This window comes from Mesorhizobium sp. M1078 (genome assembly GCF_040318615.1).
In the GTDB taxonomy this organism is placed as follows: domain Bacteria; phylum Pseudomonadota; class Alphaproteobacteria; order Rhizobiales; family Rhizobiaceae; genus Mesorhizobium.
In genome coordinates this window covers 788,642-808,710 of the sequence record NZ_JAMYMP010000001.1, presented here as the reverse complement: position 1 = coordinate 808,710, position 20,069 = coordinate 788,642, and the positions used below count along the sequence as shown (strand labels likewise).

Below are 20,069 nucleotides of genomic sequence, written 5' to 3'. Positions count from 1 at the left end.
CGTACAAGATTTCAAAGTTGTTTATTGTGACAATTCAGCAACAGTAATTTAGCCCGAGCTCATGTACCGTATTGGCTTCCCCGCCAGGCTCGGCTGTTGTATCAACGGGCTCGGCGAAACCCTGACACGACGAGGATCGGGTGGCTTCATTGCTGAGAACCGTTTGTGGCCGGGCCGCCTGGGTCGGCGCGCTATGGCTGGTCGTGACGGCAGGGTCGGCGCTTGCCGAAGAGCCGAAGTCAACCACATCTGCCGAGACCAAGCCTGCAGAAGGCAATCCGTGGGCGCTAAACTGCGCCAGCGGATCGGCCGGCATCGAGCTTCAATGCCAGGTCTCCCAAAACCTTACCGAGGCCAAGACGGGGCAGCGCGTTCTTACCGTTACGGTTCGCCGCGACAACGGCAATGGCAACCTCGCCATGCTGCTGGCCTTGCCGCACGGGCTGTTCCTGCCTTCCGGCGCCTCGTACCAGATCGACCAGGGGCAGAAGACGACCATTGCCATCCAGACCAGCGACCAGAACGGCGCCTATGCCGCGACCCCTTTGTCGGCGGACCTCGTCAAGGCGATGAAATCGGGAACCAACCTGAACATCGGCATGGAGTCGGTGACGCGCAAGCCGGTGACCATTCCGGTCTCGCTTGCCGGATTCACTGCCGCGATCGACAAGCTTCAAGCGTTGAAATAGCCGGCCTATCTCGGCAGATGCGTAAGCATCAGCTTACGTTTTGGACTGGCCGGACTCACACGTGCTTGCGGCCGCCTGTCTCGCGGAACCAGCTGTCGGGGTAAGGATACCACCAGTCCTGGATCGCCGGTCTGTGGTCGATGATGACCATCTTGGAGCGTCGGAAGGCGTCGAGTCCCTGGCGTCCCAGCTCGCGGCCAAGGCCTGATGCCTTCCAGCCGCCGAAGGGCAAGGCGTCATTGTCGATCAGCGGGTTGTTGACCCAGACCATGCCGGCCTCGAGCCGCTCGGCCGCCTCATGCGCCTCGGCGAGGTCGGTGGTGAACACCGAGGCGCCGAGGCCGAACGGGCTGTCATTGGCAAGCCGGATCGCCTCGTCGAAATCCTTGACGCGGCAGATCGCGGCGACCGGTCCGAAACACTCTTCGCGCACGATCGCCATATCGGGGGTGACGCCGGTCAGGATCGTTGGCTCGTAGAACCAGCCAGTGTTGTGCGCCGGCGGAATGCGCCCGCCGGCAACGGCTATAGCGCCGTTGCTGATAGCATCATCGACCAGCCGCATCACTTTCGCCCGGGCGGCTTCGCTGACCAGCGGGCCGATCTCGGTCTTGTCCATGCCATTGCCGATGCGCAGCGCCCGCGTCTTCTCGGCGAACAGCTCGACGAAGCGATCGTGAACCGAGTCGACGACAAAGAAGCGTTCGGCCGAGGTGCAGACCTGGCCGGTCAGGTGGAAGGCGGCGGTGACGCTGCCGGCAGCCGCCACGTCGAGCGGCGCGTGCTCGCTGATGATCAGCGGATCGCTGCCGCCGGCTTCGATGACGCAAGGCTTCATGCGCTCGGCGCAGGCGACTGCCACGGCTTTGCCGGCGGCGACCGAGCCGGTGAAGGCGACAGCGTGGATGCGTTCGGAGGCGATCAGCGCCTGCGCGGTGGCGGCCGTGCCAGGCAGGCAGGCGACCAGCCCTTCCGGCAGTGAACGGAACACCGTCATGTAGTCCAGCGTCGACAGCGTCGTCGCTTCGGCCGGCTTGATGACGCAGCCGTTGCCGGCGGCAAGCGAGGCCGCGACGGTCCAGCACATCAGCAGGATCGGGAAGTTGTAAGGCATGATGTGCACGGAGACGCCATACGGCTCGTAGCGCGCATACTGGAACGACCCGGCCTGCGTCGTACCGGCGATCTTGCCGGCGTCGTCGCGCGCCATCTCGGCATAGTAGCGGAAGATCGGCGCGCAATTGGCGATCTCGCCGATCGCTTCGGGATAGGGCTTGCCCATCTCGCGCACCATCAGCTCGGCGCAGCGCGTGAAGTCCGCCGCCTCGATGGCGTTGGCGACCGCATGCAGATGCTTTGCCCGGCTCTTGGCATCGAGCTGCTTCCAGGCGGCTTGTGCCGTGGTTGCGGCACACAGCACCGCATCGACCTCACCGTCCGTTGCGGCGGAGATCGAGCCGACGGTCTCCAGCGTCGCCGGATCGATCACCGGTTTTGCCGTGCCGGTCATCGGCCGGTAGTCCGGATTGACGAAGAAAGCCGGCCGTTCAGCGGAGAATTGCATGGTCGTCCTTTCAGGTCCGCTCAGCGGATCATGTAGACCTTCTTGATGGTCTCATGGACGGTGCAGACGCCTTTCCAATTCTGAGGAAAGAACGCCGCCGTGTCCGGCTCGATCTGGATGACCTCGCCCGATTCGTGCACATAGGTGCAGCGGCCCTCGAGGAAGTGGCAGAACTCGTCGCGGGTGACATGGCAGTGCCATTTGCCGGGGGTGCAGACCCACAGGCCGCATTCCGAACGGCCCTCCGGCCCCTTGTAGAGCAGCTTGCCCGAGGTGTGGGACACGCCCTCGATCATGGTCGGGATGACGCCCCAGTCGACGAGGTCGGTGATGGCAAGCGGGGATTGCATGATGGGCGTGGTCATGGCGATTTCCTTTAAAAAAGTGCTCAGCGGCACATGAAGGCCTTGGTCAGTGTTTGCGTGATGGTGGAGGTGCCGGCCCAGCCGGCGGGGAAGAACACCAGCATGCCGGCCTCGACCGGGATCTCTTCGCCATTCTCGCGGACATAGGTCCCGCGGCCCGACAGGAAATGGCAGAACTCGTCGGCGGCAAAGGTAACCTTGCGGCTGCCTGGCGTGCACGACCACAGGCCGCATTCGCTTGAGCCGTCCGGGTTCTGCGAGAGGATCCTGCCCGAGGCGCGCGGCGAGCCGGCAAGCGTGTTGCTGCCCCCGCCCCAGTCCTCCAGTTTCACGGTCGAGGCCTTTGGCCAGTGCGGTGTCGGCATATTGGGAAGCTCCGTTGCTGTTCAAGCCAGCATGTAGACGTTGCGCATGGTCTCATGCACGGTGCATTCGCCTGTCCAGCCGGCAGGGAACATGACCACGGTCCCGGCTGCGACTTCTACCACCTCCCCGGCATCCGACCGGTACGTCGCGCGGCCGGCGACGAAATGGCACAATTCGTCGCGCGGAATCGAGAGCCGCCAGCGGCCGGGCGTGCAGACCCAGATGCCGGATTCCGGCTGGTTGTTGGGTGCTTTGTGGACAAGCCTGCCGGTCGAGTGCGACGCGCCGTCCAGCGCGTCGGACTGGGCGCCCCAGTCGACGAGGTCGGTGCGGGTGGAGGCTTGGTAGAGGTGTGGGGCGGAGGAGGTCACAGCAGCGCCTCCAGCAGCCCGGCTGCCTTCTCAGGCCCGTTCTGGGCCTGCATCTGCGCCGAGGTCTTCGCCAGCCTGATCTTCATCTTGGTGTCAGTCAGGCAGGCTTCGATCCTGCTGATCAGCTGGGCGTCGCTCCAGTCGTAGCGCGGCATACCGAAGCCGTGGCCGGTTTCCTGGACGCGGGTGGCGTTGTCGTGGCCGTCCCAGACATAGGGCATGATGATGGCCGGCTTGCCGAAATAGAGGCACTCTGTGAACGAGTTGTTGCCGCCATGGTGGATGACCGCATCGACTTGCGGAATGACCGAAGGCTGCGGAAACCAGCTCTCGACGATGACGTTGCCCGGCACATCCGTGTACTGGTCCTTGTAGCCGCCGACATTGACCAGCGCGCGGTAACGGGTCTTGCCCAGTGTTGTGATGATGCGCTTCAACAAATCGACATCGCCGGCGCCGAGGCTGCCGAAGGAGACATAGAGCAGCGGCCCGTCATTGTTCTCGGCGAAGGTCGGCACGGCGTATGGCTTTTCCTGCCGCACGCAGCCTTCGAGATACTGGAATTTCGTCGTATCAAGCGGATGGCGGCGTTTGAACTTTGCCGCTTCGGGATAGAGCAGGAGATTGAGATAGGGCGAGGCCTCGAAGAACTGACCGACCGGGTATGGCGCTTCATTGTTTGCGGTGAGGAAGGCGTTGAAGTCGTCGTGGATCGGCTTGATCACCGCATTGAAATGATCGCGATAGCGCTGGTGGCCGACATGGTCGTTCTCGCCGCAACCGGAGAGATGCGGCGGGATGTCCTCATCCTCGATCTCGTTTTCCGAGCAGGAGATGACGCGCACCCAAGGCTTGCCGAACTGTTTGATGGCCGGAAACAGGATCACATTGTCGACGCAAATGACATCAGGCTTGATGGCGGCCAGGACTCGCGTCAAATCCTTCTGCGCCCATTTGGCGCTGTCGACGATCGCGGTCCAGCAATCCTTCACGTAATTGTCGACCTGATCGTAGGGCGATTTGCGGAAGTTCGGGATGTGGCCGTTGATGAAGTCTTCCCAGAATTTCGCCATCTGCTCGGGCGGCATCGGCTCCGACAGGTTCACCGGATGCGCTTCGAAGCCGTAACCCTTGTAGACATCGACAAAGCCGGGGTCGGACAGGAACACTGCCTTATGGCCGCGCGCCTCGACCGCTTGCGCGATGCCGACCGAATTGAGCGCCGGGCCGTAGGCCGCTTCGGGAAAAAACGCGATCGTCTTCTGCGCCATCAAGCTCTCCTATTCCTGAAAAATTCTGACATCGGCGGCGTCCCAGCCGAGTTCGACCTGATCGCCCGACGAGACCGGCCGGCGGTCGGCGGCATCGGCGGTGACGCGCACCAGAAATGGTTTTGGCGACAGAGGCGTGCGGATATGCAACTGCAGGTCCAGCCCGTGATAGGCCAGCGCCTCGACCATGCCGGCGGTGCGGTTGGCGGTCTCGGGTGACGGGAACAGCCGGATGCGTTCGGGTCGCACCGAGGCCACGGCGGAAGCGCCGGGTGAAAGCGCGGCGGGAACCTTGCCGGCAATGCGCGCGCCGTTCGCGGCGATCACGCCATCCGCAGACACCTTGCCCGGTACGAAATTCATCACGCCGATGAAGTCGGCGACGAAACGGTCGGCGGGATGCTCGTAGATCGCATGCGGCGCGTCGCATTGCAGCAACTGGCCGTCCTTGAGCACCGCCATGCGGTCGGCCATGACGAGTGACTCTTCCTGGTCGTGGGTGACGATGACGAAGGTGATGCCGACTTCGTGCTGCAGGCGCTTCAGCTCCAACTGCATGGCGCCGCGCAGTTTCTTGTCGAGCGCCCCGAGCGGTTCGTCGAGCAGCAGCAACCGAGGCCGTTTGACCAGCGCGCGGGCGAGCGCGACGCGCTGCTTCTGGCCACCCGACAATTGCTCAGGCTTACGGTCGGCGAAGGGGAGAAGCTCGGTGGTGGCCAGAATGGCCTCGACGCGGGAACGGATTTCAGCTTTCGGCAAGCGCTCCATCTCCAACCCGTAGGAGACATTGGCGCGCACGCTCATATGCGGGAACAGCGCGTAGGACTGGAACATCAGATTGACCGGCCGCTTGTTGGGCGGGGTCCGGGCGATGTCCTTGCCATCGAGCAGTATGCGGCCGTCGGTTGGCGTCTCGAAGCCGGCCAGCATGCGCAGCAGCGTGGTCTTGCCGCAGCCGGAGGGTCCAAGCAGCGCGAAGAACTCGTTTTCGCGGATGTCGAGCGAGATGCCGTCGACGGCGGTGACCCGGCCGAACTTCTTCGAAACGTTATCAATGGCCAGCAGCGTGCGCGGTTCGCTCATTGGCCGATGATCCCACGGTTGAGCCGCTGCGACAGGGTCAGCGCGGTGATGGATACCGCCATGACGATGGTCGCCAGCGCGTTGATCTCCGGCGTGATGCCGAAGCGGATCATGGCGTAGATCTGCATCGGCAGCGTCGTCGAGGCGCGGCCGGCACCGGCGGTGAAGAAGGCGATGATGAACTCGTCGACCGAGAGCGTGAAGGCAAGCAGAGCGCCGGCAATCACTGCCGGCGCGATGACCGGCAATGTCACACGCCGGAAGGTGGTCAGAGCCGAGGCGCCGAGGTCGGCGGAGGCCTCGACGATCGACCAGTCGAAACTCTTTAGCCTTGCGCGCACCACCGAGCAGACGAAGGCGAGGTTGAAGACGACATGGGCGAGGATGATGGTGTGCAGGCCCATGGTCAGGTTTAGCATGGAGAAGAACGACAGCAGAGCGATCGCCAGGACGATGTCGGGGATGATCATCGGTGCGAAGATCAGCGCCTCGAGACCCCTGCCGTATTGCCGGCGCATCTCGATGCCGATGGCCAGCAGCGTGCCGAGCAGCGTGGCGATGGCCGTGGAGACCAACGCCACGATCAGCGTGTTGAGCGCAGCGGAAAGGATTGCGGAATTGCCGGCCAGCGAGGCATACCATTTCAGCGAAAAGCCCGACCATGCCGTCGGCAATCCGCCTTCGTTGAAGGACAGCGCCACCAGCACGGCGATCGGGATGTAGAGGAAGGCGAAGACGAGGGTGAGGATCGTCCGCATGCCGAGCGTACGGGTGAAGGAATGGGTCATCGCCGGCCTCCGACAATTGGAGGGCAAGCGAACGACCAGAGTCCTTCTCCCTGTTCGCGGGTAGAAGCTACCGGCAGGCAGACGGGGGGCAGCGTTGAGCGTCGCAAAGGTTGACGCCGCCCCTCATCCGCCCCTTCGGGGCACCTTCTCCCGGTGAACGGGGAGAAGGCAAGAATTGCGCGGCGCTCAGCCATAGGCGTCACCCCTTGCCTCAGCCGCACGCCCCGCGGCGCGGTCGGCGGCGAGCGCCTGCGCCATCAGCACCAGAAGCATGATGGCGATCAGCGCCATCGCCAATGCCGCGCCAAACGGCCAGTCATTGGCGGTCAGGAACTGGTCGTAGACGAGGTTGCCGATCATCTGGAAGCGGCCGCCGCCAAGCAGCGCCGGGGTGACGAAATTGCCGATCGACAGCACAAAGACGAAGACAGCACCCGCAGCGATGCCGGGCACGGTCAGCGGCAGGATGACACGTCGGAAGGTGGTGGCAGCGGAGGCGCCGAGATCGCGTGAGGCCTCGGCCAGTTCCGGGTTGAGGCGTGACAGCGGCGCGTAGCAGGCGAGGATGACGAAGGGCAGATAGTTGTAGACGAGGCCTGCGATGACCGAGCCTTCGGTATAGAGCATCGAGGGCGGTTCGCCGGTGTAGCCGAACCAGCGCAAGAGCTGGGTGATCAGGCCTTCGCGGTTCAGCAGCACGATCCAGGCATAGGTGCGGATCAGGTAGTTGGACCAGAACGGCAGCACGGCGAAAAACAGGAACACCGGCTGCCACCGGCGCGGGGCGGCCGCGATCGCATAGGCGGCGGCATAGCCGATCACCACCGCGATCAGGGTCGCGGTGCCGGCGATACGCGCCGATTTGAGTAAGATGCCGGCATAGAGCGGGTCGAAGACCAACCCGAAATTTTCCAGCGTCAAAGTGTAGTCGATGCCGCCATAGACGCCGCGCCGGAAGAAGGCGAGCGCCAGCACCAGGGCGCATGGGATAACCATCAGCGCGGTCAGCCAGACCAGCGCCGGGGCCATCAGCAGAGAGGAACGAAGTCGGGTCTGGGACAATTTCTCGGGTACCGCTCAGGGCCGGCGGCAGAAGTGCTGCCGGCCGTGAAGTCTGCGCCGCTTACTGCGCGGCCTTGATCTCGCTGACGATCTTGGAATAGTCGCGCTGGGCTTCGCCGACGTCACGCAACTGCTCGAACTTGACGAGATCGGCCACCGGCATCGCCATGTTGGGGAATTTGGCCAGGAAGTCGGCCGGCAGGCTTTCCATCGCCGGCTTGTTCGGCACCTTGTAGTCGATGTTCTGCGCCGCCCAGGCGTGGTTCTTGGCGTCGAGCATGAAGTTGATGAACTTGAAGGCGTCGTCCTTGTGCTCGGACGCCTTCATCACCACCATCGTGTCGACCCACAGGTCCGAACCTTCTTTAGGGATGACGTATTTGATCTCCGGCTTGTCGGCGATGCCGTAATTGCACCAGCCGTCCCAGGCCTGCACCATCAGCGCCTCGCCGGAAACCAGCTTGGAATAGAAGGTGGTGTCGTCATAGGCGAGCAGGGTCTTCTTGGCGGAGATCAGGAGGTCCTTGACCTCGGCCATCTTGGCCGGGTCGGTCTCGTTGACCGAATAGCCCTTGTCGAGCTGCCCGGCGGCCAGCAGCCAGCGATCGGTCGCCAGCATGGTGGTCTTGCCCTTCATCTCGTCGGAAGGGGCGAGCAGGTCGCTCCAGCTCGTGGGCGCCGTCTTGACAAGGTCAGAGCGGTAGCAGAGGCCCGTCGTGCCCCAGGTGTAAGGCACGGAGAAAGCGTTGCCGGCATCGTGCGGCAGCTTGGTCGCTTCGGGATAGAGGTTGGCGAGGTTGGGGATCTTGGCATGGTCGATCGGCTCGGTCAGGCCAAGCTTGTTTAATACTTCGGCGAAGGGCGAGGAGACGAAGACCACGTCATAGCCCTTGCCGCCGGCGGCAATCAGCTTGCCCATGATCTCTTCATTGGTGGCGTGCACCACCACTTCGCCGGCAACGCCGGTGGCGGTCTTGAAAGCGGCCATGGCGTCGGGTGCCATGTACCCATCCCAGTTCGAAATAACGAGGTCGGCTGCGGCGGCCGGCCCCGAGAGCGTCAGGGCGAGACCGAGAGCGATTGAGGATGTATTGAGCGCACGGCGCCGCAGGCTGGTAGCGGTCATGGCAGTCTCCCATTCGGTTTGATCGTCGAAATCATTTGCCGGACCAAGGCCGGCGACGCGCGCGCCTGCCTCGATCCTGTTCCCTCGGTCTTTTCTCGCCGATTGTGCCGACAGTACTATTGCAGAAAAAAGTACGTCAATCCATAATCTGTCAACCGACGGAGGAATTTGGCCGATTGTCCCTGTTCCGGCGATCAGCCAGACCAATGCGCCACATTCGCATTCGAGAAAAGTCATGCAAGCCGTAGCCAGACGACCTCGCACCAACCATCTCGATCTGGCGCAGCGCATCCTGGATGTGGCGCGGCAGCGTGGCTTCGAGCCTGGCGCCCGCCTGCCCGAACAGCAGATCGCCTCGCTGTGCAATGTCTCGCGCACGCCCGTACGCGCCGCACTCGGCCTGCTCGCGGAACGGGGCGTGGTGCGCTGGGAGGCCGACAGCGGTTATCATCTGACGGTCGACCTCGCCGCCCAGCCCGCCATTGCCGCCGAACTACCCAGTGCGGAGGAAGACGAGCTCGCCGAAGCCATCCTGCGCGACCGCTCGGCGCGACGGTTGGACCAGACGGTGACCATCGCGGGGCTGATGCGACGCTACGACGCTGATCGCAAGACGGTACTAAAAGCACTTAACAAACTGACTGACGAGAATCTTCTGGATCGTGCGCCTGGGCAATCCTGGTTGTTTCGCCGCGCGCCGGACGATCCGGAGGCGCAAGGCGAAAGCTACGAGTTCCGCCTGGTGCTGGAGCCGGCGGCCATCCTGACGCCAGGCTTTCGGCTGGACGGGGCGCGGGCAGCAATGTTGCGGCAAGGCATGGAAGCGCTTGCAGCGCTGCCGGACGAGACATTCGACACGCGCGAGTTCCAGCGGCTGGACATGGATTTTCATGGCATTATCGCCGAGGGCTGCGCCAACCGTTTTGTGTCGGATGCATTGGCCGATCATCTCCGCCTGCGCCGGCTGCCGGGCATCTATTCCGGCGTCAACGTGTTTCGGCTGCGGCAATCGTTGCGCGAACACTCGGGCATACTCGACTATCTTGAAAGCCGGCAGTATGAGGTGGCTGCCGATCTGCTTCGCATCCACCTGCGGCTCTCCCGCAGCCAGCGACCGCAAGCAGCCAGCCGCGGAGCTCCCGCACTGTTCAGCATGATCAGCCGGCCGGATTGAAGAGGAATAATTGACGCGTAAAGCCAGCCCGACCATCGCGCTGTTTCCCGAAGCCAGTTTCGGCGCCGCGTTGAATTGCGTCGGTATCGCACAGGCATTGCGCGCACGGGGCGCTCGCCCCGTCTTCATCTGCCATGCCGGCTTCTCCGGCGTCTTTACCGACTATGGCTTCCAGGAATACCATCTGCCGACGGATGAGCCGCTGAGCGACAGCGACCGCCAGAGCTATTGGCAGGCCTTCGTGCGCCGGCACCTGCCGCATTTCCGGCTGAGCCCGATCGACCAGCTCGAGACCTATGTCGCGCCGACCTGGCAAGCGATCGTCGACACCGCCGTCAACGCCGAGGCGCCGCTGCGCCAATTGCTGGCGCGGCTGAAGCCGGACGCGGTGGTGCTCGACAACGTCATCATGTTCCCGGCGATCGCCGCCGCCGGCTGCCCGTGGGTGCGCGTCGTCTCCTGTGCCGAGACGGAACTGCCGGATGCCGAGGTGCCGCCCTATCTCTCGGGGATGGGTGCCGACGACCCGCAACGTGCGGCGTTCGAAGCGCGCTATCTCGCGGCCTCCGCACCCGCGCATGAGCGCTTCAACCGTTTTCGTGCGGATGCCGGCCTGGCGCCGTTGCCCAAGGGCCTGTTCCTCGAGACATCACCCGACCTCAATCTGCTGCTGACGCCAGCGATCGTACGGCGTGAGCGGGCCGAGCCGCTCGACCCCAAACGCTTTGTCTATCTCGAAGGCTGCGTGCGTTCGGAAGGGCCATTCGAGGTGCCGGTGTTTCCGCGCAATGGCGGCCCGCTGGTCTATGTCAGCTTCGGCAGCCTCGGCGCGATGGATGTCGGGCTGATCGAGCGCATGCTCGCCGTCTTCGACAGGCTGCCGGCGCGCTTCATCGTCAATGCCGGCGGCCTGCGCGACGCCTATCGCGCGGTGCCGGACAATGTCTATCTCGACGCCTGGTTTCCGCAGCCTTCGGTGGTGGCGAAGTCGGACCTGTTCATCCACCATGGCGGCAACAACAGCTTTTGCGAGGCGCTGCGCTTCGGCGTGCCGTCGCTGATCATGCCCTATTGCTGGGACGGTCACGACAATGCGCAACGCGCGGGAGAGACAGGTGTCGGCGACCATATCGGCCGCGACGCCTGGACCGAAGGGGGATTGGAGAGAGCCATTCTCGGCCTGCTGGCCGACGATGCGATGCGCGCCCGCCTCAGGGACAATGCTGCCAAGATGGCGCTGACCCCTGGAACGGATGTGGCCGCGCAAGCCATACTCTCTCTCATAGGTACGTGAACCAAAATGCAGGACAAAAATACCAACACCGCTCTCTTCACCGGCAACGATCCCAAGGCCTGGCTCGCCCAGCACGGCATCACGGAGGTCGAGTGCCTGGTGCCCGACATGAATGGCGTGCTGCGCGGCAAGGCGCTGCCGACGGTGAAATTCCTCAAGGCGCTGGAAGACCGCGCGCTCTATCTGCCGAGCAGCGCTTTCCTGGTCAGCATCGATGGCCGCTACTCCGGTTCGATCGACGAAGGCTTTGCCTATCAAGACCCGGATATGCGCATGGTGCCTGATATGTCGACGCTGTGCCTGGCGCCGGGCGGTGGCGCTGGCAAAGCCTATGTCTTCGCCGACGCCTTCCACATGGAAGGCAAGCCCTGGATGGCCTCGCCACGACATGTGCTGCGCGCCGTGCTCGATCTCTACCGGAAGCGCGGTTGGCGCGCGGTGGTGGCGCCGGAAGTCGAATTCTATCTGGCCGCGCCCAATCCGAATCCCGACCAGCCGCTGACGGCACCGGTTGGCGCCAATGGCCGCGCCGAGGGCTCGCAGCATCCCTATGACATGGTGGCGCTGGAAGAATTCGAGCCGGTGATAAGGCGCGTCTATGATTATGCCGCAGCCGCCGGCCTGCCGCTCGACACGCTGATCCATGAATCGGGCACCGCGCAGCTGGAGATCAATCTGCTGCACGGCGACGCGGTGCCACTCGCCGACCAGGTGCTGCTGTTCAAGCGGCTGACTCGCCAAGCGGCGCAGCAGAGCGGCATGCACGCCACCTTCATGGCCAAGCCGATCGCCGCGCAGGCCGGCAGTTCGATGCATCTGCACATGTCTGTCGTCGATGAAACGACAGGCGCCGCGCTGTTTGCCGACAGAGATGATGCAGACACCGAAATGTTCGGCCATTTCATCGGCGGCCTGCAGAGATATGTGCCCGAGATCATGCCGCTGTTCGCACCCAACGTGAACTCGTTCCGCCGCATCCGGCCGAACCACAGCGCACCGGCCAACATCGAATGGTCGCATGACAACCGCTCTTGCGGCCTGCGCGTGCCGGCAGGTGGCCGCGCCGCCCGGCGGGTAGAGAACCGCTTGCCGGGAGCGGATTGCAATCCCTATCTGGCGATCGCCGGTTCGCTGCTTGCCGGCTATCTCGGCGTCGAGCAGAAGCTGGCGCGCTCGGCTGAGGCCTCGGGCAATGCCTACAAGATCAAAAGCACGCTGCCGAAAACGATGGAGGAGGCGCTTGATCGTTTCATTGCTTGCGAGCCGGTGCGGGCATTGCTCGGCGAGGATTTTTTCCAGACCTATCTGCGCGTCAAGAGCGTCGAACTCGACCTGTTCCAGAGCGTGGTGACGAGCTGGGAACGCGACCATTTGCTGCTGAAGGTGTGATCATGGCCTCCGGCTCAACGGGTTTCAATTCGAGCTTCGATATCGGCAATTCCTATTATGTCGCCACCGCCAATCCGGCGCCGGACCATCCGGCGCTGGTGGGAGATGTCGGCGCCGATCTGGTGGTGGTCGGTGGCGGCTGCACCGGCCTGTCGGCCGCCCTTCATGCCGCCGAGCGCGGCCTGAAAGTAGTGCTGCTCGAAGGCGGCAAGATCGGCTGGGGCGCGTCGGGCCGCAATGGCGGCCAGATGATCCCCGGCCTGCGCAAAGGCGCCAAGGGGCTGGTCAAGCTCTATGGCCCCGAGCCGGCGAAGGCGCTGTTCGATCTCGCCTTCGAGGCGCGGGGCCTGGTGCTCGACATCATCGAGCGCCACGCCATCGACTGCGATCTGTGGCTGACCGGCCACCTCGTCGGTGCCGTTAATGGCTCCGACCTCAGGGATCTCGAAGACGAGGCCAAATGCCTCGAGAGCGTGATGAAGTTCCGCGACGTCGAGATCCTGTCGGCGGCGCAGGCACGCGGCAAGGTGGACACGCCCTATCATGGCGCGATGTATGAGCCGCTCGGCGGCCATATGCATCCGCTGAACTACACGCTCGGCCTTGCCCGTGCCGCCGTGGCGGCCGGTGTCGTCATCCACGAGAATTCGGTGGCGGTGAAACTTGAGCGCGAACCTTCGATCCGGGTCTCGACATCAAAGGGTTCGGTCAGGGCCAGGCATGTCGTGCTGGCGGGCGATGCGCTGCTGCATGGGCTGGAGCCGCGCGTCAACAGCTGCATCATGCCGGTAGGCAACTATATCGTCGCCACCGAACCGCTGGAGGGCAAACACAATGTGATCCCGGCCAATGTCGCGGTGTCCGACACACGCTTCGTCGTCAACTACTACCGCATGTCGGCGGACGGTCGGCTGCTGTTCGGCGGCGGCGAGCGCTACACGCCATCGCCGCCGGCCGACATCGCCGGCTTCGTGCGGCCGCACATGGAGGCCACCTTCCCGCAACTGAAGGGCTGCCGCATCGATCATGCCTGGGGCGGCCTGGTGTCGGTGACCACGTCGCGGCTGCCGCATGTCGGGCACTATGGCGAGGTCTATTTCGCGCATGGCTATTCCGGCAAGGGCGTCATCCTGTCAACGCTGTCGGGCAAGCTCTTGGCCGAAGCGATTACGGGCGACGCCTCGCGGCTGGACCTGTTCTCGACGCTGACGCCGATGCCGTTCCCGGGCGGTACGGCGCTGCGGGGCCCGCTCTATGTGCTGGGGATGTTGTGGTACGCCATGCGCGACCGTATCAAGCATTGAGGTTAGTACCGGCGGGTGGATCATCGGAGGATTGCATGCGTGATTTTCAGTTCCCCGGCCGCTCGCCGGTTCGCGCAACGGAAGTTATGGCGGCGACATCGCATCCGCTGGCGACGCTGGCCGCCATCGACATGCTGCGCTCAGGCGGAAATGCGATGGACGCCGCCGTCTGCGCGGCGGCGGTGCAAGGCGTCGTCGAGCCGCAATCGACCGGCATCGGCGGCGACTGTTTTGTGCTCTACAGTCCCAAAAGCGAGGGCGAGGTGCTGGCCTTCAACGGCTCGGGGCGGTCGCCTGCTGCTGCAAATGCCGATTGGTATCTGGAGCGGGGCCATGGCGAACTGCCTGCGGCCGGACCGCATGCCGTCACCATACCAGGCGCCATCGATGCATGGTGCCGGCTACTCGAGGACCACGGAAAAAAGGGCATCGACGCCGCGCTGGCGCCAGCCATTCGCTATGCCGAACAAGGCTATGTCGTTCATGATCGCGTCGCCTTCGACTGGGCCGACGAGGTCGCCCTGCTCTCAGCCGATGAACATGCCGCGCGCATATTCCTGCCCGAGGGAAGGGCGCCGCAAGCCGGCGATGTGCATCGGCAGCCGCACTTGGCGGACACCTTGCGCATCATCGCCAACCGAGGCCGTGCAGGGTTTTATGAAGGTGAAGTCGCGGACGATCTGGTGGAACGTCTTCGCGCGCTGGGCGGGCTGCATGCATTGGAGGATTTCGCCGAGACCCAAGGCGACTACGTCACGTCGGTGAATACGTCCTATCGCGGCTACGATATCCATCAGATGCCACCGAACAATCAGGGCATGACGGCGCTGATCATGCTGAATGTGCTTTCGGGCTTCAGCCTTGGTTCGTTGGAGCCGAACAGTGCCCAGCGGCTGCATCTCGAGATCGAAGCCGGCCGGCTTGCCTACCAGGACCGCGATACTTTCATCGGCGACCAGGATTTCGTCCAGGTCCCCGTCGAACAACTGCTGTCGGGAGCCTATGCGGAGCGGCTGCGCGCCGCCATCGATCCGGCCCGCGCCATGACGCATCTGCCGCGGCTTGAGCTGCCGCGCAGCGACACGGTCTATATCTCCGTGGTCGACCGCGACCGCAATGCAGTCAGCTTCATCAACTCGACCTTCGGTTCCTTCGGCAGCGGCGTCGTCGGTCCCAAGACAGGCGTCGTGCTGCAGAATCGCGGCAGCAGTTTTCGCCTCACGGAAGGCCATCCAAATCGTATCGCGGCGCGAAAGCGACCGATGCACACCATCATGCCTGGCATGGCGACGCGAGGGGGTAAGGTGGTGATGCCGTTCGGGGTGATGGGCGGCGGCTACCAGCCGTTCGGCCATGTCCATCTGTTGACCAACATGATCGATTTCGGGATGGACCCGCAGCAGGCACTGGATGCGCCACGGGTGTTCTACAAGGACAATGCCGTGCTGGCCGAGCGCGGGATTCCGGCTGAGGCGATCGCCGGCCTGCGTCAGCGCGGCCATCAGGTTTCGATCGCCGAGGAGCCGCATGGCGGCGGCCAGTTGGTGCTGATCGATTGGGAAAAGGGCACGCTCACCGGTGCCTCCGATCCGCGCAAGGACGGTTGTGCGCTGGGCTACTGATCTGCGTTGCTGGAATGCGCATTCAGAACCAGATCAGCCAGACAAGCTGCAGGATTACCAGTGCAATGGCGTCCCAGAAGATGAGTTCCCCCATCGAGAACCAGCGCCGCGACAGGTTGAAGCTGTAGAACAGCCGCCAGACAAGTGCCGCGGCGGCCAGCGGCACCAAAGCGAGTAGCGAGCTCACGGCAGCCGCGCTCCCGAAACCGCATCGAACGTGTGCAGCGCCGCCGGCGGAAAGCGTAGATAAAGCGGCTGGCCGGGATCGAAAGCGCGATCGTCATTCACAGTCCTGACGATCAGCGCGTTGGCCTCGCTCTTGGCGAAGATCAGGACGTCCGGCTCGACCGGTTCGACGACGTCGACGGCAAACTGGATGGCATCGCTTGCGGAGGCGTCGACCAGCTGGATCTGTTCCGGGCGAATGCCGAGCACGATCGGGCCGTCAGGCTTTCCCGGCAGCGGGCAAGTGAAACCGCTGGCGTGGAAGACGCCGGCGCGGACATCGCCATCGAACGTGTTCATCGCTGGACGGCCGATGAATTCGGCGATGAAGCGATTGGCAGGCCGCCGATAAATCTCGCGCGGGTCGTCGTACTGGATCAGCGCGCCTTCGCGCAGCACCGCGACCCTGGTCGCCAGCGTCATCGCCTCTTCCTGGTCGTGGGTGACGAAGACGAAGGTCTTTTTCAGCTCGCGATGCAGCCGCTTCAGCTCGGTGCGCATGTGGAGCCGCAACAAGGCGTCGAGATTGGACAGCGGCTCATCCATCAGACAGAGGCTAGGTTGCCAGACCAGGGCGCGGGCCACAGCGACGCGCTGCGCCTGGCCGCCCGACAATTGCGAAGGGCGGCGGTCGAGGTAACGGGTGATTTCGAGCAGCTCGGCCATGGCGCGGACGCAGCGGTCGAGCTCGGCGGCCGGCATCTTTCGGATGCGCAAGGGATAGGCGATGTTCTCGTAGACGCTCTTATGGCTGTAGAGCGCATAGTTCTGGAACACCATGCCCATGCCGCGCAGGCGCGGCGGCAGGTCGGTGACATCGAGGCCCTCGACCATGATGCGCCCGGCGGTCGGCCGCTCCAGCCCGGCGAGCAGCCGGCAGGCTGTCGTCTTGCCGGAACCAGAGGGCCCGAGCAGAACCAGGAATTCGCCGGGCTCGAAAGCAAGATCGAGCGCCTGCAGCGCCACCGTCCCGTCCGGGAAGGCCTTGGTGACGCCGTCGAAAACAATTGCCATGCAAGGATCCCTTCAACCCTTGACCGCGCCGAAGGTGAGGCCGCGGACGAGCTGTTTCTGGACAAGGAAAGTGAAAAGCACGATCGGCAGCGTCGCCACGATGGCGACCGCCGCGACTTGGCCCCATAGCGTGCCATGCGGCGTCACCAGCCCCGGTATGCCGACGGTCAGCGGCCGCCCGTCGAAAGCGACGAGGATGAAGGCATAGAGGAACTCGTTCCACGACAGGATGAAGCAGAGCACCGCTGTGGCGCCCATGCCGGGTGCGGCCAGCGGCGCGACGACGAAGAAGAATGCGCCGAGCCGCGAGCGGCCGTCCATCATCGCGGCTTCGTCGATCTCCCTGGGGATTTCGGCGAAGAAGCCGCGCATCATCCAGACGACGAGCGACAGGTTGAAGGAGGTGTGGGCGATCACCACGGCGTAGATGGTGTCGATCAGGCCGAGCGAGGTGAAGAACAGGAACAGCGGCACGGCGATCGAGATCGGCGGTGCCATGCGCGTGGTCAGGAAGAAGAAGAACAGGTCTTCCTTGCCGGGGAAATTGGAGCGGGCAAAGCCGTAGGCAGCCGGCGCGCCGATGACGATGCAGAGCACCGTAGACGACACCGAGATCAGCACCGAGTTGATTGCCAGCGGCCAGTATTCCTTGTCGATGAAGACGGCGGGATAGTTGGCAAGCGTCGGCGAAAAAATCCATTTCGGCACAGAAGACAGAAGATCGACGCGGTTCTTGAACGACGCCAGCACCATCCAGACATAAGGCGTCAGCGCCACCACGACGGCGACGAGCAGCACGGCCCAGGCAAAGCTCCTCCAGGCGCGGTTGGTGGATTGATCGATCATCGCAGCGCCCTCAAAACGCCCCCACCTGCTTGCGGCTCGACCAGTAGACGGCCTTGTAGAAGACCGAGCACAGGATCAGCACGACGAGATAGATCATGAAGGCGACCGCGGCGCCGTAGCCGAGGTCCCAGTTACGGAAATTGACGCGGTAGGCGTAGATCGAGACCAGCTCGGTCAGCGTTCCCGGTCCGCCGCCGGTCATCAGGAAAACCTTGTCGAACTCCTTGAAGGCGTCGATGCCGCGCAGCAGCAGCACGAGCGCGATGACCGGCCGCAGCAGCGGCAGCATGACGTCTCGGAAAATCTGGAACGGTTTGGCGCCATCCATCATCGCCGCCTCGAACGGCGCGCGCGGCAGGCTCATCATCCCGGCGAGCATGATCAGGGTGACGAAAGGCGTCCACTGCCAGACATCGATGGCGACGATGGTCGGAAACACCAGGTCGGGTGCCGAAAGCACCGCCGAATTCTGCGCCAGCAGGCCGACCTTGCGCATGTAGAAGGTGAGCATGCCGAAATCGCCCTGCAACAGCAGCCGCCAGATCAGCCCGACGGCGACCGGCGCGATCATCATCGGGATGAGCAGCAGTGTGGTGAGAAGCCGCTGGCTGGCGACGAAGCGGAAGATCAGGAAGGCCAGCGCAAAGCCGAGCAGGAATTCCAGGCCGACGGCGATGATGACGAATTTCAGCGTCAGCAGGAACGATGCCCAGAAGAATGGGTCGTTGCGCATCAGCTTGCGGAAATTGTCGAAACCGACGAAGGCGCCGGCATGGCTGGCGTCGGCGAAGCTGAGGTCGGTCAGCGCGGTGTAGACCATGTAGTAGAACGGGCCGACCAGGAAGACGACGACGAGCAGCGTCGCCGGCAGCATCAAGAGCGGCCCCACCCCACGGTCGAGAAGCGGCATTCCGCGCGGCGATGGAGTGCGGTTCGTCACGGGCGATTCCTGCGGACAAGAACGGCTACCCGCTTGTGCGGGTAGCCTCTGCGCGACATCTCAAGGCCTATCGTGCCGGATAGGTCATGGGTGCGCAAGAACCGAGCAGTGTCGAGATGTCGGTGGCGGCGGTGTCGAGGGCGGCCTGCGCCTCCTTTTCGCCGGCGAGGTAGGATGACAGTTCGCGCACCAGTATGTCGGTCATCTCGGCCGATTGCGGCAGCGTCGCCTTCGGCACCGCATGCTCGTTGGCCTCCATCGAGGCCTTGGCGTAGGGCAGTTTCTGCACCTCCGCCGAGGCATAGACATCGGGCCGGCCCGAGGCGCCGCCATTGAGATGCTGCTCGAGCTGGCGGTCATAGCCCATCATCCACTGGACGAAGAGGAAGGCGGCCTGTGGGTTCTTCGAATAGATAGGGATGAGATAGGTCCAGCCTTCGACCTGGCCGATCTTGCCGCCTTCGCCTTGCGGCACGAGATCGAAGCCGACCTTGCCGACGACGGTGGAGGCGGTTGTGTCGACCGACACGGCATAGGTGGCGTCGTTCCACATGATCAGCTCGGCGACCTTGGCTTGCTGCATCAGCGCCATGACGTCGTCCCAGAAATAGTTGAGGCTGTCCGGCGGCGAGAATTGCAGCAGGCTCTTGTAATATTCGAGCGAGGCGACGGCCTTGGGGCTGTTGACGATGACCGGGCCGCAGGCCGAGCCGCTCTTCACGTCGAGCACGTCGCCGCCGAAGGAATAAAGGAAGTTGAGCCACTCATACCACAGCGCCTCGTGGCGCTTGCCCTGCAGGGCGGTGCCGTAAAAGCCCTGGTCGGGGCGATAGAACCATTCGGCGATATCGCGATACTGCTTCCAGTCCTTGGCGGGAGCGAGGTCGTAGCCATACTTGGCCTTGAAGCCTGCCTGCTCCTTGGGATCGGCGAGCAGGTCCGACCGATACCACATGAACATGTTGAGCACGGTGAAGGGGAAACCGTACTCCTTGCCGTCATACCAGGAGATTTCGTGCCAGGCAGTCTGGTAGAGCTGCTTCTCCGGCTCGAAGCTCGGATCGCGCAAAGCCGGGTCGGCCATCATCTTGGCGATTTCGACCAGATGGTTGTTGGTGGCGAACTTGCCGAGTTCGCGATGCGGCTGGATGATGACGTCGTAGCGGCCGCGGTGCGAGTTGAGATCGAGCTGCACCTTGTTGACGGCTTCCGAGTGCTCGTACATCTCGACTTCGACATGGATGCCGGTCTGTTTTTCAAACTCCGGCGCCATCTTCTTTAGCGCTTCGAGCGGCGGCAGCGCCTCGCCGACCATGCGGATGGTCTGGCCGGTATAGGGTTTCGACGCCTCTTTCAGATCCCACGCGGCCGCTTGTGTCACTTGCCACGTCAGGGGCCACACAAATACGGCTGCGACGAGCAGTCTGGACGCGGTACGTCTCAGCGGCTTGAGCATTCTTCCCTCTCCCTAGACGTCGTGCCTGGCGGGCCGGCGCCCGTTCTGTCATAAAATGTGTGGTACTGCAAATCAAAATGTGGCACCTTGCAACAAATGGTTGGGAGGTGTTAACAGACC

At 63.6% G+C, this 20,069-nt stretch carries 20 protein-coding genes; 6 read left to right on the top strand and 14 right to left on the bottom strand.

Features of this window, described 5'->3' with window-relative positions; translation table 11 throughout:
* Window positions 1-140: 140 nt before the first annotated feature.
* Complete coding sequence (locus tag NKH38_RS04085) at window positions 141-689, top strand: invasion associated locus B family protein (RefSeq protein ID WP_031196023.1); 549 nt, start codon at window positions 141-143, stop codon at window positions 687-689.
* Between the two features lie 55 nt (window positions 690-744).
* Here the strand turns inward: NKH38_RS04085 and NKH38_RS04080 are convergent, their stop codons facing one another.
* From NKH38_RS04080 to NKH38_RS04040, 9 genes are all read right to left on the bottom strand, one after another.
* Entirely contained in the window at window positions 745-2,253 is a 1,509-nt protein-coding gene (locus NKH38_RS04080; RefSeq protein ID WP_352738079.1) for an aldehyde dehydrogenase family protein, read from the bottom strand.
* 20 nt (window positions 2,254-2,273) lie between these two features.
* Window positions 2,274-2,618 (bottom strand): cupin domain-containing protein, encoded by a 345-nt coding sequence (locus tag NKH38_RS04075; protein ID WP_023672951.1) that lies wholly within the window; start codon window positions 2,616-2,618, stop codon window positions 2,274-2,276.
* A 23-nt stretch (window positions 2,619-2,641) separates the two neighbouring features.
* On the bottom strand, window positions 2,642-2,983 hold the full coding sequence (locus NKH38_RS04070) for a cupin domain-containing protein (protein WP_023672950.1): 342 nt from the start codon (window positions 2,981-2,983) through the stop codon (window positions 2,642-2,644).
* Window positions 2,984-3,004: 21 nt separating this feature from the next.
* Window positions 3,005-3,355 carry a cupin domain-containing protein gene (locus NKH38_RS04065; protein WP_023698843.1) on the bottom strand — a complete coding sequence of 117 codons (351 nt, stop codon included), beginning with the start codon at window positions 3,353-3,355 and terminating at the stop codon, window positions 3,005-3,007.
* A complete protein-coding gene (locus NKH38_RS04060; protein WP_352759231.1) occupies window positions 3,352-4,626 on the bottom strand; it encodes a glycosyltransferase in 1,275 nt (424 codons plus the stop codon). Before NKH38_RS04060 ends, NKH38_RS04065 begins: the two co-directional genes overlap by 4 nt.
* A 9-nt stretch (window positions 4,627-4,635) precedes the next feature.
* Window positions 4,636-5,709 (bottom strand): ABC transporter ATP-binding protein, encoded by a 1,074-nt coding sequence (locus NKH38_RS04055; RefSeq protein WP_352759228.1) that lies wholly within the window; start codon window positions 5,707-5,709, stop codon window positions 4,636-4,638.
* Window positions 5,706-6,497: an ABC transporter permease gene (locus tag NKH38_RS04050; RefSeq protein WP_023672946.1), complete on the bottom strand. Its 792-nt coding sequence runs from the start codon at window positions 6,495-6,497 to the stop codon at window positions 5,706-5,708. Before NKH38_RS04050 ends, NKH38_RS04055 begins: the two co-directional genes overlap by 4 nt.
* A gap of 186 nt (window positions 6,498-6,683) precedes the next feature.
* On the bottom strand, window positions 6,684-7,526 hold the full coding sequence (locus NKH38_RS04045; protein ID WP_023712268.1) for an ABC transporter permease: 843 nt from the start codon (window positions 7,524-7,526) through the stop codon (window positions 6,684-6,686).
* A 94-nt stretch (window positions 7,527-7,620) separates the two neighbouring features.
* Window positions 7,621-8,685 carry a polyamine ABC transporter substrate-binding protein gene (locus NKH38_RS04040; protein WP_023698839.1) on the bottom strand — a complete coding sequence of 355 codons (1,065 nt, stop codon included), beginning with the start codon at window positions 8,683-8,685 and terminating at the stop codon, window positions 7,621-7,623.
* Between the two features lie 235 nt (window positions 8,686-8,920).
* Here NKH38_RS04040 and NKH38_RS04035 point away from each other — a divergent pair, with 235 nt between their 5' ends.
* Genes NKH38_RS04035 through ggt form a run of 5 tightly spaced genes read left to right on the top strand, consistent with a single transcriptional unit; the run spans window position 8,921 to window position 15,468 of the window.
* Complete coding sequence (locus tag NKH38_RS04035) at window positions 8,921-9,859, top strand: GntR family transcriptional regulator (protein ID WP_352759224.1); 939 nt, start codon at window positions 8,921-8,923, stop codon at window positions 9,857-9,859.
* Window positions 9,860-9,869: 10 nt separating this feature from the next.
* Window positions 9,870-11,153: a glycosyltransferase gene (locus NKH38_RS04030; protein WP_023698837.1), complete on the top strand. Its 1,284-nt coding sequence runs from the start codon at window positions 9,870-9,872 to the stop codon at window positions 11,151-11,153.
* 6 nt (window positions 11,154-11,159) lie between these two features.
* Window positions 11,160-12,542 carry a glutamine synthetase family protein gene (locus NKH38_RS04025; protein WP_352759221.1) on the top strand — a complete coding sequence of 461 codons (1,383 nt, stop codon included), beginning with the start codon at window positions 11,160-11,162 and terminating at the stop codon, window positions 12,540-12,542.
* A 2-nt stretch (window positions 12,543-12,544) separates the two neighbouring features.
* Window positions 12,545-13,846 carry an NAD(P)/FAD-dependent oxidoreductase gene (locus NKH38_RS04020; protein WP_352759219.1) on the top strand — a complete coding sequence of 434 codons (1,302 nt, stop codon included), beginning with the start codon at window positions 12,545-12,547 and terminating at the stop codon, window positions 13,844-13,846.
* A gap of 35 nt (window positions 13,847-13,881) precedes the next feature.
* Window positions 13,882-15,468 (top strand): gamma-glutamyltransferase, encoded by a 1,587-nt coding sequence (gene ggt / locus NKH38_RS04015; protein ID WP_023728594.1) that lies wholly within the window; start codon window positions 13,882-13,884, stop codon window positions 15,466-15,468.
* Between the two features lie 22 nt (window positions 15,469-15,490).
* Here ggt and NKH38_RS04010 read toward each other — a convergent pair whose 3' ends face one another.
* The 5 genes from NKH38_RS04010 to NKH38_RS03990 all read right to left on the bottom strand — a co-directional run bounded on the left by NKH38_RS04010 (window position 15,491) and on the right by NKH38_RS03990 (window position 19,874).
* Window positions 15,491-15,655, bottom strand: a complete 165-nt coding sequence (locus NKH38_RS04010; protein ID WP_023728593.1) for a hypothetical protein — start codon at window positions 15,653-15,655, stop codon at window positions 15,491-15,493.
* Window positions 15,652-16,707 (bottom strand): ABC transporter ATP-binding protein, encoded by a 1,056-nt coding sequence (locus NKH38_RS04005; protein ID WP_023728592.1) that lies wholly within the window; start codon window positions 16,705-16,707, stop codon window positions 15,652-15,654. Before NKH38_RS04005 ends, NKH38_RS04010 begins: the two co-directional genes overlap by 4 nt.
* Window positions 16,708-16,719: 12 nt before the next feature.
* Window positions 16,720-17,553, bottom strand: coding sequence for a carbohydrate ABC transporter permease (locus tag NKH38_RS04000; protein ID WP_023728591.1), 834 nt, complete (start codon window positions 17,551-17,553; stop codon window positions 16,720-16,722).
* Between the two features lie 10 nt (window positions 17,554-17,563).
* Window positions 17,564-18,493 (bottom strand): carbohydrate ABC transporter permease, encoded by a 930-nt coding sequence (locus tag NKH38_RS03995; protein WP_156941321.1) that lies wholly within the window; start codon window positions 18,491-18,493, stop codon window positions 17,564-17,566.
* 67 nt (window positions 18,494-18,560) lie between these two features.
* Window positions 18,561-19,874, bottom strand: a complete 1,314-nt coding sequence (locus NKH38_RS03990; RefSeq protein ID WP_031237761.1) for an ABC transporter substrate-binding protein — start codon at window positions 19,872-19,874, stop codon at window positions 18,561-18,563.
* Window positions 19,875-20,069: the final 195 nt, after the last annotated feature.

Bases quoted from the DNA above. Each gene is read 5' to 3' on its own strand.
- NKH38_RS04080 (WP_352738079.1), bottom strand. From the start codon at position 2,253: ATGCAATTCTCCGCTGAACGGCCGGCTTTCTTCGTCAATCCGGACTAC.
- NKH38_RS04075 (WP_023672951.1), bottom strand. From the start codon at position 2,618: ATGACCACGCCCATCATGCAATCCCCGCTTGCCATCACCGACCTCGTC.
- NKH38_RS04070 (WP_023672950.1), bottom strand. From the start codon at position 2,983: ATGCCGACACCGCACTGGCCAAAGGCCTCGACCGTGAAACTGGAGGAC.
- NKH38_RS04060 (WP_352759231.1), bottom strand. From the start codon at position 4,626: ATGGCGCAGAAGACGATCGCGTTTTTTCCCGAAGCGGCCTACGGCCCG.
- NKH38_RS04055 (WP_352759228.1), bottom strand. From the start codon at position 5,709: ATGAGCGAACCGCGCACGCTGCTGGCCATTGATAACGTTTCGAAGAAG.
- NKH38_RS04050 (WP_023672946.1), bottom strand. From the start codon at position 6,497: ATGACCCATTCCTTCACCCGTACGCTCGGCATGCGGACGATCCTCACC.
- NKH38_RS04045 (WP_023712268.1), bottom strand. From the start codon at position 7,526: ATGGCCCCGGCGCTGGTCTGGCTGACCGCGCTGATGGTTATCCCATGC.
- NKH38_RS04040 (WP_023698839.1), bottom strand. From the start codon at position 8,685: ATGACCGCTACCAGCCTGCGGCGCCGTGCGCTCAATACATCCTCAATC.
- NKH38_RS04035 (WP_352759224.1), top strand. From the start codon at position 8,921: ATGCAAGCCGTAGCCAGACGACCTCGCACCAACCATCTCGATCTGGCG.
- NKH38_RS04025 (WP_352759221.1), top strand. From the start codon at position 11,160: ATGCAGGACAAAAATACCAACACCGCTCTCTTCACCGGCAACGATCCC.
- NKH38_RS04020 (WP_352759219.1), top strand. From the start codon at position 12,545: ATGGCCTCCGGCTCAACGGGTTTCAATTCGAGCTTCGATATCGGCAAT.
- ggt (WP_023728594.1), top strand. From the start codon at position 13,882: ATGCGTGATTTTCAGTTCCCCGGCCGCTCGCCGGTTCGCGCAACGGAA.
- NKH38_RS04005 (WP_023728592.1), bottom strand. From the start codon at position 16,707: ATGGCAATTGTTTTCGACGGCGTCACCAAGGCCTTCCCGGACGGGACG.
- NKH38_RS04000 (WP_023728591.1), bottom strand. From the start codon at position 17,553: ATGATCGATCAATCCACCAACCGCGCCTGGAGGAGCTTTGCCTGGGCC.